This is a genomic window from Hoeflea sp. 108 (assembly GCF_000372965.1).
Classification (GTDB): Bacteria; Pseudomonadota; Alphaproteobacteria; order Rhizobiales; family Rhizobiaceae; genus Aminobacter.
Genome location: NZ_KB890025.1, coordinates 44,583 through 58,374, shown reverse-complemented (window position 1 = coordinate 58,374; position 13,792 = coordinate 44,583). Strand labels below are relative to the sequence as shown.

13 protein-coding genes are annotated in these 13,792 nt (G+C 64.0%); 3 read left to right on the top strand and 10 right to left on the bottom strand.

Going from position 1 to position 13,792, the window contains the following annotated elements; translation table 11 throughout:
* Window positions 1-23: 23 nt before the first annotated feature.
* The 5 genes from B015_RS31615 to B015_RS0126280 all read right to left on the bottom strand — a co-directional run bounded on the left by B015_RS31615 (window position 24) and on the right by B015_RS0126280 (window position 5,280).
* The gene (locus B015_RS31615) at window positions 24-986 is read right to left on the bottom strand and encodes an MBL fold metallo-hydrolase (RefSeq protein WP_051092002.1); all 963 of its coding nucleotides are present in this window, start codon (window positions 984-986) and stop codon (window positions 24-26) included.
* A 7-nt stretch (window positions 987-993) separates the two neighbouring features.
* Window positions 994-2,163, bottom strand: coding sequence for an ABC transporter substrate-binding protein (locus B015_RS0126295; RefSeq protein WP_018430746.1), 1,170 nt, complete (start codon window positions 2,161-2,163; stop codon window positions 994-996).
* A gap of 68 nt (window positions 2,164-2,231) precedes the next feature.
* Window positions 2,232-2,777 (bottom strand): 3-hydroxyanthranilate 3,4-dioxygenase, encoded by a 546-nt coding sequence (locus tag B015_RS0126290; RefSeq protein WP_018430745.1) that lies wholly within the window; start codon window positions 2,775-2,777, stop codon window positions 2,232-2,234.
* 74 nt (window positions 2,778-2,851) lie between these two features.
* Window positions 2,852-3,811 (bottom strand): dihydrodipicolinate synthase family protein, encoded by a 960-nt coding sequence (locus tag B015_RS0126285; protein WP_018430744.1) that lies wholly within the window; start codon window positions 3,809-3,811, stop codon window positions 2,852-2,854.
* A gap of 35 nt (window positions 3,812-3,846) precedes the next feature.
* The gene (locus B015_RS0126280) at window positions 3,847-5,280 is read right to left on the bottom strand and encodes an NAD-dependent succinate-semialdehyde dehydrogenase (protein WP_018430743.1); all 1,434 of its coding nucleotides are present in this window, start codon (window positions 5,278-5,280) and stop codon (window positions 3,847-3,849) included.
* A gap of 201 nt (window positions 5,281-5,481) precedes the next feature.
* Between B015_RS0126280 and B015_RS0126275 the strand changes: the two genes are divergently transcribed.
* On the top strand, window positions 5,482-6,393 hold the full coding sequence (locus B015_RS0126275) for a LysR family transcriptional regulator (protein WP_026227755.1): 912 nt from the start codon (window positions 5,482-5,484) through the stop codon (window positions 6,391-6,393).
* Between the two features lie 3 nt (window positions 6,394-6,396).
* Here B015_RS0126275 and B015_RS0126270 read toward each other — a convergent pair whose 3' ends face one another.
* The 3 genes from B015_RS0126270 to B015_RS0126260 are packed head-to-tail and all read right to left on the bottom strand — an operon-like array spanning window position 6,397 to window position 9,271.
* Window positions 6,397-7,266, bottom strand: a complete 870-nt coding sequence (locus B015_RS0126270; protein WP_018430741.1) for an alpha/beta hydrolase — start codon at window positions 7,264-7,266, stop codon at window positions 6,397-6,399.
* Between the two features lie 12 nt (window positions 7,267-7,278).
* A complete protein-coding gene (locus B015_RS0126265) occupies window positions 7,279-8,070 on the bottom strand; it encodes an alpha/beta hydrolase (RefSeq protein WP_018430740.1) in 792 nt (263 codons plus the stop codon).
* Window positions 8,071-8,113: 43 nt separating this feature from the next.
* The gene (locus B015_RS0126260) at window positions 8,114-9,271 is read right to left on the bottom strand and encodes an NAD(P)/FAD-dependent oxidoreductase (protein ID WP_018430739.1); all 1,158 of its coding nucleotides are present in this window, start codon (window positions 9,269-9,271) and stop codon (window positions 8,114-8,116) included.
* 230 nt (window positions 9,272-9,501) lie between these two features.
* Between B015_RS0126260 and B015_RS0126255 the strand changes: the two genes are divergently transcribed.
* Window positions 9,502-10,428, top strand: a complete 927-nt coding sequence (locus B015_RS0126255; protein WP_018430738.1) for a LysR family transcriptional regulator — start codon at window positions 9,502-9,504, stop codon at window positions 10,426-10,428.
* A gap of 321 nt (window positions 10,429-10,749) precedes the next feature.
* Window positions 10,750-11,922, top strand: coding sequence for an ABC transporter substrate-binding protein (locus B015_RS0126250; RefSeq protein WP_018430737.1), 1,173 nt, complete (start codon window positions 10,750-10,752; stop codon window positions 11,920-11,922).
* A 196-nt stretch (window positions 11,923-12,118) separates the two neighbouring features.
* On the opposite strand, the gene B015_RS0126245 is transcribed toward B015_RS0126250, so the two are convergent.
* A complete protein-coding gene (locus tag B015_RS0126245; RefSeq protein WP_018430736.1) occupies window positions 12,119-12,793 on the bottom strand; it encodes an SMC-Scp complex subunit ScpB in 675 nt (224 codons plus the stop codon).
* Window positions 12,794-12,795: 2 nt separating this feature from the next.
* Window positions 12,796-13,665, bottom strand: coding sequence for a DUF1403 family protein (locus B015_RS0126240; RefSeq protein WP_018430735.1), 870 nt, complete (start codon window positions 13,663-13,665; stop codon window positions 12,796-12,798).
* Window positions 13,666-13,792 lie beyond the last annotated feature (127 nt).

Sequence of the window (13,792 nt, the reverse complement as noted above, 5' to 3'; positions counted from 1 at the left end):
GGTTCTCCTCTGGTCGGCGCGTTCTAGCGCGCATTGTTGATTGCAGGCTGGCCGGGTGCGTCGATGTCTAGAGGCACGAACCGGAACGAAGCCGCCTCCGCCGTCAACCGGCCGAAGACAGGGGCGGGAAAATGGTAAGGCGCAAGTACGGTGCCCGCAGCAGCCGCCGCACCGAGCAGGCCGATCCGCGTCGCGCGCGCCTGGGCCGGGTCCTCGCAGAAATTGCAGACGATGCTGTCATCGCCGAGCTGCAGCGGATGGTGGACAGCATCGGCCAGAAACAGCACCTCGCCCTCGCCCGTGTCGAGCGAGACCACCACCATGCCGGGCGAATGTCCGGGCGCCGGCTTCAGTTGCAGCCCATTGGCCACCTCGGCGTCCGAAGCCACTGCCTCGAAGCCTACGGACCGGATGATGGGCAACACGCTATCGGCGAAGGCGCCATGCAGCGTGTTGCCGTCGACCGACGCCTCGTGGATACCAATCCAATGGGCAAGCTCGGTTTCGGCGACGACGTAGCGCGCATTGGGAAAGGTCGGCCGCCAGGTTTCGCCTTCCCGCCTTGTGTTCCAGCCGACATGGTCGGCGTGCAGATGCGTGTTGATGACGATGTCGACACGCTCGGGCGAAATGCCGAGCGCCAGCAGCGTCTGGAGGAATTGGGTTTCGCGGCGATGCCAGGCCGGCCGGTGCGGCCGCTCCTTGGCGTCGCCGATGCCACCGTCGATCAGCGCCACATAATCAGGTGTCTCGATGACGTAGCAATTGAAGCTGAGCGCCACCGTCCCGCCCTCGGGATCGACAGTGCCTTCAGGCGAACGCCTGCGAGCAGCTTCCAGATCCTCGCGTGACAGCCCCGCGAAGATCGCACGCGCCGGCCAGGCAACATTTGCCATGTCGGGGATGCAGGTCACCACAACTGAGCCGGCATGTAGCTGCTCCAGTTCGATGCCGAATTCTGGAAGTTGGAGCCGACGGACCCTCATTCCGCCCTCAGAGGTCGCATTCGCCGGCGAACGGATCGCCATGCGCTTCGAGCAGCTTTTTGCGCGTCTTCAGCGTTAGCTGGCCGGCATCGTCCTTCACCACCTGCATCGCATACCAGTCCTGCACGGGATGCTGGTTCTTGCCGAAGCTGAAGCTGCCGCGCGTGGTCTTGAACTCGGTTTTGAGCAGCGCTGCACGGAATGTATCGAGATCTTCTACGTCGCCCTCGGACTGCTTGAGCGCCGAAGCGATGGCAAGTGCGGTATCGTAGCCTTGCGCTGCATACATCGTCGGCGTGCGCTTGTAGGTCTCGGAGAACCTCGCGACAAACTCGCGGTTGGTGTCATTGTCGAGGTCGGTGTTCCAGGAGCCCGAGACATTCAATCCCTCCGCCGCCTCGCCCACTGCCTTGAGGATGGCGTGGTCCATCGAAGGCTCGGCAACCACCATCGGCACTGTGCCAAGCAGGCCAGATTGCTGGTATTGGCGCAGGAAGGCGATCCCAAGCCCACCTGGCTGGAACTGGAATACCACGTCCGGATTGGCCGCCTTGATCTGGGCCATCTCCGCTGCAAAGTCCGTTTGGTCAAGGCGCGTATAGATCTCGCCCGATATCTCGCCCTTGAAGTAGCGTTTGAAACCCGCGACCGCGTCCTTGCCGGCCTGGTAGTTCGGCGCAAGCACGAACGCCTTCTTGTAGCCGAGGTCGGTGGCGTTCTGGCCCGCGCTACCCTGCATCGTGTCGGTCAGCCACGAAAGGACAAAGTAGTTCGGGTGGCAGCCCTTGCCGGCAAATTCGGAAGGCCCCGCATTGGGGCTGACGAAGATCGCGTCCGCGTCGACGATTTCGGGAACAGCCGCACCCGCCACGTTGGAGAAGACGATGCCGGTAAACAGCCTGACGCCTTCATCGTTCAGAAACCTCTCTACGATCTGGCGACCGTTGCCAGGCTTGAGACCGTCGTCTTCCACCAGCACCTTGACGGGGACGCCGCCAAGCTTTCCGCCTTCGAGGTCGATCGCGAGCTGGAAGCCGTCGCGCACATCCTCGCCGAGATAGCCCGCCGGACCGGAAAGCGTCGTGATCATGCCGATCTTGACCGGTTCCAGGGCGAATGCAGTCGAGTTGCACAGCGAGGCGACCGCGAGGGCAATGAGCGAGGACTTCAGTTTCATGTCTTGGTTCCAGATCTGAGGGGCGGCGCGCCACCGAGTGGCGCGCATGCATCACGAAGGCAGGCCGATCAGAGCTTCACCCAGCCCTCCGGCGGGGTCTTGCCCGGATGAAGCGCGCCGCATTTCGGGCAGGTGCGCGCCTTTTCGTCGGCATAGAACGCCTGGTAGATCGGCGGCAGATCGCGGACGATGCTCTTCAGCGTGACTTCGACGCGCTTGACCAGCCCGTTGCACTCGAAGCAGTACCATTCGAAGGCGTCGAGCAGGCCGTCATTGCGCTTCGGTTCGACGACCAAGCCGATGGAGCCCTCCTGCGGGCGCTGCGGCGAGTGGCGCACATGCGGCGGCAGAAGAAAGATTTCGCCTTCGCGGATCGGCACATCGTAGAAATTGCCGTTGTCCACCACCTTGAGCATCATGTCGCCCTTGAGCTGGTAGAAGAACTCCTCGACCGGATCGTCGTGATAGTCGGTGCGCTTGTTGGGGCCGCCGACGACAGTCACCATCAGGTCGGCGTCTTCCCAGATCTGCTGATTGCCGACAGGCGGCTTGAGCAGGTGGGCGTGCTCGTCGATCCACTTCGAAAAGCTGAAGGCCGAAAGGCGTCTGGTCATTGTCGTTCCTCCTTTTGGTCGGCGCGCAAGCGTCGGATTTGGCAGGTCGGGCCCCAGTCTTCAGGCTTCACCCTTCAGGCTGAGGTCTTCAGACCGCAGGCTTCGAAGGCAGCACGGGTGGCGCGCTTCTCGGCCTCGGTAAGTTCCAGCAGCGGCGGCCGCACACGTCCACCCGACTGACCCAGCAGCTCCTGCCAGTATTTCTGGTGCGAATGCGGCTTCTCGGCCGGGCGTGTGTTCTTGAGCGCTGCGCGCACCGGATCGAGGCTGTCGCGGATGCGGCGTGCCTCTTCCGCTTTGCCGGCAAAAGCAAGGTCGGTGTATTCGCGCATGCGCTTGTCGTGCCTGGTCTGAATGAGATAGGGCGGCGACGAACACAGATAGAGCTGCCAGTTGAGCTCCAGAATGTTGTCCAGCCACTCCTCCTCGGAAGCCGTGCTGACGAGGATGCGATCGCCCGCGAGTCTGGTCAGTTCGGAGTACATCGGCCGCGGTACCGAGTATTTGATGGCGACGACGTTCTCGATGTCGGCCAGCTTGTTGCACAGTTCGGGGCTCATAAGGTAGCCGCTGTCGGGATGGCTCCAGAGCGCTATGCCGATGTCCACCTTGTCGGCAATGGTGCGGTAGTAGTTGAGCAGCGTCTCGTCCTGCTCCTTGAAGAAATGCAGGATCGGTGCGTGCACGACAATGTAGTCGGCGCCGCATCTCTCAGCATGTCTTGCCAGATCGATCACCACGTCCATGTTCTGGTCCGAGCAGGACATGATGGTCTGGGCGCGGCCGGCGCAGGCTTCGACCGCCAGATCAAAGCTGCGCTTGCGCTCGTCGATCGACATCGAGAAGAACTCGCCCTGCTTGCCGGCGATGAAAAAGCCGTCGATGCCGAGATCGCCGATCCAGTGGTCGACATTGCGGCGGAAACCGTCCTCGTCGATCGACAGGTCATCCTTGAACGGCATCAGCGCTGCGGCCCAGACGCCCTTCATAGTCGCCCTCGAATGGGCCTTGGCGGTCTTCTTGTCGTACTTCATCGAATGCGAACCTTTCCGGGGACTTCGGGCTTCGGCTAGATCGCCATGCGGTGCGAGATGTTCTTGACCACGGTGTAGTGCAAGATGCCTTCCGCTCCGCCTTCGCGGCCGAAACCACTCTCCTTGACGCCGCCGAACGGCGTCTCGGCGACCGAGGCCTCCAGCGTGTTGATCGACACGTTACCGGCTTCTAGGTCGTCGGTGAGCTGGTCGACATTGGCGGCCGAATTGGTGAAGGCGTATGCGGCAAGTCCGAAGGGCACGCCATTGGCCTTCTCGATCGCCTCATCGAGCGAGGAAACGGGATTGATCACCGCCAGCGGGCCGAATGGCTCCTCGCGCATGACACGGGCATCGTCGGGCAATTCCGACAGGATCGTCGGCGGGTAGAAGTAGCCGCTGTTGCGCGGACGCTCGCCACCGAGCAACAGCTTGGCGCCCTTCGACAGCCCGTCCGCCACCAGCATTTCCATCGCCTCGACACGGCGGTGGTTGGCCACCGGGCCCATCTCGGTGCCCTCGTCGAGGCCGTTGCCGACTTTCACGGCGCGAGCACGCTCGATGAAGGCTTCGGTGAACGGCTTGTAGATGCTCTCATGGACGAAGAAGCGCGTCGGCGAGGTGCAGACCTGACCGGAATTACGCACCTTGCGGATGGCCGAGGCGATGCCGGCCTTCACCGGGTCGGCATCGTCGCAAACGATCACGGGTGCATGACCGCCGAGTTCCATCAGCACCGGCTTCACATATTGGGCCGCAAGGCCGGTGAGGCGCTTGCCGACAGCGGTCGAGCCGGTGAAGGCGATCAGGCGCACCGGCTCCTGCGGGATCAGGTATTCGGAAATCTGGGCAGGCACGCCGAAGACGAGGTTAAGCACGCCAGCCGGCAAGCCGGCGTCATGGAAGGCCCGGGCGATGTGCAGGCAGCCGGCCGGGGTTTCTTCCGCAGCCTTGATGATGATCGAACAGCCTGCGGCCAAGGCGCCAGCGATCTTGCGCGCCGGCTGGCTCATCGGAAAGTTCCACGGCGAGAATGCCGCCACCGTGCCGATCGGCTGGTGATGGACGATGTAGCGGATGCCCGGCTCGCTGGGGATGACGCGGCCATAAATGCGCTGTGCTTCGCCCGCATCCCATTCGAAGAACTCGGCACCGCGGATCACCTCAAGGCGCGCCTGCTGGAATGGCTTGCCGTGCTCCCGGGTGATGTCGGCAGCGATCTCGTCAATACGCTCGCGCAGAAGCGACGCCGCCTTGCGCAGCACTTCGGCGCGGCGCGCCGGCGAGGTCTTGCGCCAGGTGACAAAACCACGCTCGGCAGCCTCAAGGGCCGCGTCGAGGTCGTGAGTGGATGCAACCGGAACCGCGCCGATCACGCTCTCGTCGGCCGGATTGATGACAGGCAGCGTTTCCGCCGTCTTGCGCCAGGCGCCGCCGATATAGAGCTGGAGATCGGGATAGTTGGGCATTGGGGCGTCTCAGCTCCGTAGTGGCATGTTTCTGCGAGGCGCCTGGAAGCCCTCGGCTCCGACGTCGTGGACCCCAAGATCAATGGAAACGATTATATCGACAAGACGGATTTATCTGATAAATTAATATTCTTTTCTGTATAAATGCCGGGCATGCGGCAGACGTCTACATTCCAGCCCTGCGTCAAGGAGGCCGCCTGCGTGAAGATCACCATCAAGCAGATCCAGCAGTTCCTGGCGGTCGCAGAGCTTGGCAGCTTTTCGCGCGCCTCGAAGCGGCTTGGCACGGCGCAGCCGGCCCTGTCGCAGGCAATCCGCGATCTCGAGGCGGAGCTGTCGGTGCGCCTGTTCGATCGCACCACCCGCCGCGTCGAGCTGACCGATGCCGGCCGCGAATTCCAGAACTCCGCAACCAAGGTGGTCGAGGAGCTGGAGCACGCAGTGGAAGGCGTGCACATGCTGGCGGAACGGCGGCGCGGACGCCTGCGCATCGCAGCGCCTCCGCTGCTCGCCTCGGTCGTGCTGCCCCAGGCCATCGCCGAGTTCCAGAAGAGTTATCCCGGCATCTCGGTACAGCTGGCAGACGTCGGCACCGAGCAGATCGTCGAAAGCGTGCGCAGCGGCCAGGCCGATTGTGGCCTCGGCACCTTCTCGCCGGCAGAGGATGGCATCGAACGACTGTCCCTGGTGCGCGACAGCCTGATGCTGTTCTGCGACCACCGCAGCCCGTTCCATAGCGAGTTGCAGGTCAAATGGGCCGAGCTGGCGGAGCAGCCGCTGATCACGCTGACACGCGACAGCGGCATCCGGCTGCTGGTCGAAGTAGGCTTCGAAATGGCGCAGATACCGTTCAAGCCGGCCTTCGAGGTGACGCAGGTGACGACGGCCATCGCCTTGGTCGAGGCAGGCCTCGGCATCGCCGTGCTGCCCACCTACGCACTGGCGGCAGCGCGTTTCCGCAAGGTCTCGGGCAAGCCCTTGGCAGAGCCTACCATCTCGCGCGAGGTGTCGTTGATCCATGCGACCGGCCGCTCGGTCTCGCCTGCCGTCTCGGCCTTTGCTGCCGTCGTGCGCCGCTACGCCCAGCAATTGACGCCGCGCGAAACCAGCTGACGGTCAGCCGTTGATGAGCCTGACCAGAGCCTTGGACAAGGCGGCATCTGCGGAGGCGAGGTCGAGGAGCACGTCGAAATGGTTGCGGTCGGGGATTACCAACAGCTCCGAGACAAAGCCTGCCTCGCGCCAGAGACGATCATATTCGGCCGATTGCCGCCGGAACCCGTCCGGCTCACCATCGGCATAGGCGACGATAATTGGACAGCCGACCCTGGGCAGGTTTGCCGTAGGGCTCAGTCGCTCGACGGCCGCCTCGTCCAGCTTAATCCAGTCCTGCACGAAGGATCTCGAGATCGGCGCGAGATGGAACAGGCCGCTGATCGGCAAAGCGCCCTTGATGACATTCTCTGGCACGCCTGAAGCATCGTGCCAGCCGCCCGAAAGCACCGCACCCGTCAGGTGTCCGCCGGCCGAGCTGCCGCCGACATAGATACGATCGGGATCGACGCCGAACGCGCGGCCGTTCTTCCACAAGAAGCCGATGGCCGCCCTCACCTCGCGCACGATCTCGTCAAGCGACGCCTCGGGCGCCAGCTTGTAGTCGACCACGGCGGTGGCGATACCATTCTTCGCCAGCATCGCCGCCATGAAGGCGGAGTCGTTTTTGGACAGCATGCGCCAATAGCCGCCATGGATGAACACGAACACCGGCCGCAGCCCGCCTGATGTGCCGTAGATGTCGATCGTCTGGCCGCTCTGCTCGTCATAGACGACATCGAGATGCGTGGCGTGGCTCCGCATCTCTTCGGAGCGGCCGCGATAACAGCGCATGGCGGCCTCGAAGACCTCAGGCGTCACGGAAGCCCGCGCGCCGTAGTCGCGGTCGAGGACTTCACGCTTCCAGTTGGCTTCTTCGGCAAGCACGCTCATGCGTTACTCCTGTCAGGCGACGAAAGCGCGGATGGTGTCGGCCACCACCTTCGGCTGCTCGAGCGTCGGGAAGTGCGTCTTGCCGGGCAGCTTGTTGGGCTTGTACCAGCTGTTGCCCGCAGCGAAATCGAGCTGCGCCTGAGCATATTCCGGCTCGAAAGGCTGCGAATAGATGTGGGTGATCGGACGCTTCTCGCCGAGCGCGGCCATGCGCTGCATCGGGTTGCCCCATTTGCGGTAGGCCTTGCCGATCTCGCGGCCCGAACGCGCCCACATCTCGAAGCTGTACTTGGCCATCTCGTTGTTGACGTGATTGATGATGTCCTGGTTCTCGGTGTCGCCGATCCAGTAGTTGAAGAAGTCGCCGCGGCCATTCTCCCAGTTCGTCCGATCCTGGATATGGTCGATCATGCGGAAGAAGTCTTCGTGGGGCGTGGTCTGAATCCAGTCGATCACGACTGAACGCGGGATGCGCGCCGTGCCGAGACGGTCGGTCACCTCGATGTTGGCCCAGCCGCCATGCGAGGTCGACACCGGCACCACCTTGTCGATGTTCATCTTGTCGAGGAAGGCAACGACGTCAGACGCCTGGTCGTCGACGGTGAAGTCGCCGTCATGCTCGCGATGCTCGCCATGGCCGCGCCAGTCCAGGCGGACGACGCGATGGGTCTTGGCCAATTCCGGCGCGAGCGTCTTGAACAGACGGTGGTCCTGGCACCAGCCCGACAGAAGCAGCAGCACCTCGCCCTCGCCCGCTTCGTCATAAGAAAGCGTGTTGGCACCGATCTGGATGGATTTCATCATTGGTCTCCGGAAACTCAAGGCGCGATGCGCCAGTCATCTGTGGTCAGGCGAGCGGCTCGGTGGCCGTCGGCGCATAACGCGCCGTCTTCATGCGCTCGGCGCCAAGTTCGCGGCTCTTGCCGGTAATCTTCATCACCTGCGAGCGCAGATCGTCGGGCCAGAAATTCATGTCGCCGAGACGCTCGGCGGTATCCTGCGTGTGCTCGGTGATCGGCCGCTCGCGTTCTTCCCAGGCGGCCAGCGCCTGCTCGATGTCGACAGCATCGGCTACGGCAGCGGCTAGCCCCAGGCCGTTCATCAGCGCGCAACCACCGCCCTGGCCGAGATAAGGCGGCATGGCATGCGCCGCATCGCCGAGGATCGCCGTGCGGCCTTTGCTCCACTTCTTGAGCTTGACCACCTCGAAGGCATCCCAGCGGCCGGCATCGCCGAAGCGCGAGACGAGATGGGCGAGATGCGGGAAGGACTCGGTCCACAAAGCGCGGTCGGCCGGAACCTTGAGCGCCGCCGCATCGTCGGCCGCGCAACACAGCGCGACATAGAGGTCTGTGGCGCTGGCCGGCGTGTAGAGAATGCGGCGCGTGCCCGTGAAATGTTCGATATAGCGGTCGCGATCCTCTGATGGCACGTCGGCGTCGTCGCGGGAAATCAGCATGCGGATCGCGCCATAGCCAAGATGCTTGCGGTACATCATCAGGTCGAGTGAGTCGCGCACCTTCGAATTGATGCCATCGGCGCCGACAACGAGATCGGCCTTGCGCCTGGTTCCGTCGGCGAGCAGCAGTTCGCCCTCAGCGGTCGCGCCCACCGCTTCCGAATTGGTCAGGATCTCGACGCCGCTGCGGCGGCAGGTGTCGACGAGCGAGTTGATCAGCTGCTCGCGCAGGATGGTGATCAGCCTGGCGTCACCCGCGCCGTTAATGGGGATTTCCTCCATCGTCGTGTTGTCGTGGTCGCGGGTGTGGAACTGCGGCCCGATATGGGCGCCGACGACTGCCTGGTCGTAGGCGCCGATCGCCTGGAGCACGCGCAGGCCGTTGCTCCAGATGTAGATGCCGGCGCCGAAGGTGCGCAGGTTCGGCGCGCGCTCATGCACCGTCACCGACCAGCCGCGCTGGGCCAGCGCCGCAGCAGCCGTGAGCCCGCCAATCCCCGCGCCAGCGATTTCTGCGCGGCGTCCGGTTCCACTTGTCTCGGTCATGTCTGGATTGTCCTCCCCGTACGGCATGCCCGCCGACGCTTGCAGCCGGCCCGCAACGGCGGCGGATACCGGCCAAAATACCTCCACGCGCCGGCCATCCTCGTGGGCGGCCAACGCCTCTGGGACAAAAGTTCCAGCGAATGGAAATGCAGACAAGTGAATTCTCTGGAAATCTCTATGAGGATTTGGAATACCAATTCTCGGACAATCATTTGGGAGGATGATGCGCAATGAAGCTTTTGACGAGCCGGCTCACCATCCGGCACCTGCGCATGGTCGTGGCCATCGTGGAGGAGGGAAACCTGGTTCGCGCCGCCAAGCGGCTGAACATGACCCAGTCGGCCGTCACCAAGGCGCTGCAGGAAATCGAGGCGATCACCAAGGCGCGCCTGTTCGACCGCACCAACCGCGGCGTCGTGCCCACCATGTTCGGCGACACGCTGGCACAGCACGCCCGTCTCGTCATCACCCAGCTGGCGCACGCCGAGGAACACCTAGCCGATCTGCGCGACGGCACCGGCGGCCGCGTCGCCATCGGCACGCTTTTGTCGGCCGCCGCCGAGCTGTTGCCGACAGCCATCGCCCGACTGCGCAAGGAACGGCCCAAGCTGGTGGTCAAGATCGTCGAGGGCACCAACGACGTGCTCATCCCGGCGCTCCGGGCCGGCGAACTCGACATGGTCGTCGGCCGCCTGTCCGAACTGCGCGACAGGCTCAACGTCGTCCAGGAGGTGCTGATGGACGATATCGCCTGCGTCGTCGCCCGACGCGGCCACCCGCTGGCCGAGCGCACAGATCTCAGCCTCTCCGACCTTATCGGCTGGGAGTGGATCCTGCCGCCCCAGGAGACCAGCCTGCGGCGCCAGATCGACATCGCCTTCCGCGAGGAAGGGCTTGAGCCGCCGCCGCATGCGGTGGATTCCGTCTCGCTTTTGACCAATCGGGCGCTGCTCATCGACGCCGACTATCTCGGCGTTTTCCCGGCCCAGGTGGCGCGGCGCGAAGCAGCACTCGGCGCCATCGTCATCTTGCCGGTGACGCTACAGGCGACGGCCATCCCGATCGGCATCACAACTCGCACCAATGCGCGCCTGTCCCCTGCGGCCGAGGTGTTGGTCGAAACGTTGAGGCGTACCGCCGGCGACCTCGCGCAATGACGTATCAGTAATCGGCTTTTCCCAACTATTCCTCTTAGTCATGTCTGGATGACGAGTTTTCCATTTACCGGATTGCCCGTTGCGCCAAGTTTGACGGGTCGGACAACACTGCGGAGGAGCAGCGTGTTGCCTGCGACCCCTCATTCGCTGCCGCCCGCCCGAGAGGAGGCCGGGCGCCACCCAAGCGCGGATGCATGATCGCCTGACGCTGCAACTCCCGTCCTATCAGGCTTGTCTGCAACGGTGCCGCACACAACCGCGAAGCTCAGATCGCGGCAGCAGCGCCCGAGCGGTGGGGAACTTTTGACGAGAGGAACGCAAATGAAATTCAAGGGAATTCTGTCGGCCGCCGCCCTGGTGCTGTCGGTAAGTGCCGCCTACGCCGAGGATCCGGTCAAGATCGGCATGATCACGACGCTGTCAGGGCCGGCCGGCTATCTCGGCCAGGACATCCGCGACGGCTTCCAGCTGGCTATCGACCAGGCCAAGGGCAAGCTCGGCGGCAAGGATGTCGAGCTCGTCGTCGAGGACGACGGCCTCAAGCCCGGCAACGCCAAGCAGATCGCCGAGAAAATGCTGTCCGACCAGGGCATCAAGCTGTTCACCGGCATGGTCTTCGCCAATGTCGCTTATGCCGCCGTGCCCGACATCCTCGACAATGACGCGATCTATGTCAGCGCCAACACGGCGTCTGCCACCTTCGCCGGCAAGGATTGCCACCCCAACTATTTCGTCAGCTCGTGGCAGGACGACAGCCAGGGCGAAAGTGCCGGCGCGCTCGCCCAGTCGCTCGGCTACAAGAAGGCCTTCCTGATCGCGCCGAACTACCAAGCCGGCAAGGAAACGATGGGCGCCTTCAAGCGCTTCTACAAGGGTGAGATATCAGGCGAGACCTATACCGGCCTCGACCAGACCGACTTCGCCGCCGAGATGGCGCAGATCCGTGCCGCCAAGCCCGACGTCGTCTACGAGTTCGAGCCGGGCGGCCTGGGCATCGCCTTCATGCGCCAATACCAGCAGGCCGGCCTGCTCAAGGACATCCCGATGGTCGTCCATCCGGCCTCCCTCGACCATGTCATCGTCGGCGCTGTCGGCGACGCAGCCCTCGGCGTGAAAGTCACCAGCCACTGGAACGACGACTTCGACAATCCGGTCAACAAGAGCTTCGTCGCTGCCTGGAAGGCCAAGTTCGGCGATCGCCCGATCACCTACTACGCCGCCCAAGGCTATGACGCAGCACTTCTGATCGGCACCGGTCTCGAAAAGTCAGGCGTCGACGATCTCAAGGCCTTCCGCAAGGCTCTTTTGACCTCCGAGATCCCGACCGTGCGCGGCTCGTTCAAATTCGGCCCCAACCAGCACCCTGTCCAGGACTGGTACTCGCTCAAGGCCGAGAAGGGCGCCGATGGCAAGATGGTGCTGAAGACCGAAGGCAAGGTGCTCACCGCCCACAGCGACAGCTACGCCGCAGAGTGCAAGATGCCGGCGGAGTAATCGTCTGGAGCAAACCGGGAAAGGCGTTTTGCGGTTTCCTGGAATTGCGCCACCGGTCCTAGCACCGGATAAGTGCCCGTCGGCCGGGAAACCGGCCGACCAAATGGCTGCCGGCGGATCAGTGCGATTGGTCCCCGGCCTTTCACCCATCTCCCTGGCGATCGCAAGACGCGAGCCAGGTCTCGCCATGCGGCAATCATTCGAGCTCGCCGCCGCCATCGATTTCGCCGGCGCGACCGATCGGCATGTCCTCGGCCAGTCCCCGCTCCTTCGAGAGCAGGCCGGCGTCCTCGAGCGCTTCGAAGTCCGGCAAATCGCGCAGCGTTGCGAGACCGAATGCCGAGAGAAAGAATTTTGTCGTCACATAGGTGTAGGGCGCGCCGGGCTTGGGCGAGCGCGGGCCGGAGGCAATGAAGTCCTCGCCGCGGAGGACCGATATCAGGTCGCGGCTCACCTCCTTGCCAAGGAAGGTCGAAAGCTCGCCGCGCGTGACGGGCTGGAAATAGGCGATGCACATCAGCACCAGCATCTCCTGCCGCGACAGCGGGCGGATATCGCCGCCCTGGCCGGTCGCGGCGCGAATGACATCGGCAAAGGCTTTTTTGGTACGATGCTGCCAGCCGCCGGCGACCGCGACGAGTTCGTAGGGTCGGCCGCGCAGCTCCGCCCTGATGTCGTCGATGATCAGGTCGATGTTGCAGTTTCTGCCGACGATACGTGCCAGCGTTTCACGCGCCACCGGCTCGCTCGCAGCAAAGATCACCGCCTCGATGCGCCCCATCCATTCGCGCCATCTGAGTTCGGCCGGAAGATGCTCGAGTTCGGTGTCGATCAGCCGGCCTTGGGTCTTGGACGCAGTCTCTTCGTCCATCGTCAGAGCCCGTAGAGCCGGAAGGAAGAGCGCCCGGAGAGCTCACGCACGGCCTCGAACATGTCCAGCCGTTCGAACAGCCGCCGTGCCGCAAAACGCGACAGCCTTGCGGTCGTAAGCGTGCCCGGCACTGCGTCGTCTTCCAGCAGCCGCTTGATTGCGTCTCCCGCACCCTTGGCGCGCAGCTTGGGCGTAACCGCTTCGAGCCGCTCGGCACGGCGGGCAACCTCCCCCGCTGTCCGGCAGGCCTCCGCTGCACCTTGCGCCAACCCGAGGCAAAGCGCGCCAGCAAAGCCGTCTTCGCCTGGCCGAATCCTGCTGCCGCTGGCTGCCCTGAAAGCCGGGCCAAATGCCTGTGCCATAAGCAGCGGCACCGGTCGCGGCCAGCGCAGCTTGGCTGCCAGCGTCATATCCGCGACCCACCAGGCCAGCGACTCGGCATCAGGTGCCGCTTCCACGACGCGCTGGGCCATTTCAGCTGCAGCAAAAGGGGCCGGCCGGCCGGTACGGACCAACTCGTCAAATTCGACCGGCAGGCTGGCAAAACGATCATCTTTGCGCAGGCCGAGGCCTTCGACCGCCTGCGCAAGGCTGTCCGCGTCGAGCGCCGTCGGCCGAGCCGCCTGCTGCCGAAAGGCCCGGTAGACATTGCCGGCAGGACCGGGGTCGTCGCTGGCCTTGCGCAGATACCAGGCGTCGCGCAGGTCCGCCTCGTCTTCGCTTCGCCCCAGCAGACGGCAGGCGCTCGCGGCACATTTCAGTGCAAGGCGCTGGCGCCAGGCGCCGGCCCAGGCCGGTTGCGCGCGCACCAGCTGATCCAGCGCGCCAACTGCCGCACCGGCGAGAAACGCCGCCTCGGCAACGTCGGTCACCGGCCCGCGCGGGTTCGCCCACCCGGGCAGGACAGGCGGAACAAAAGCAGGAACAGCGGTGGAAACGTGCCGACTCATCGCCTGCAAGCGTAGTAACCACGTGCGGTTCTGGCCAGAAGCGGCATGA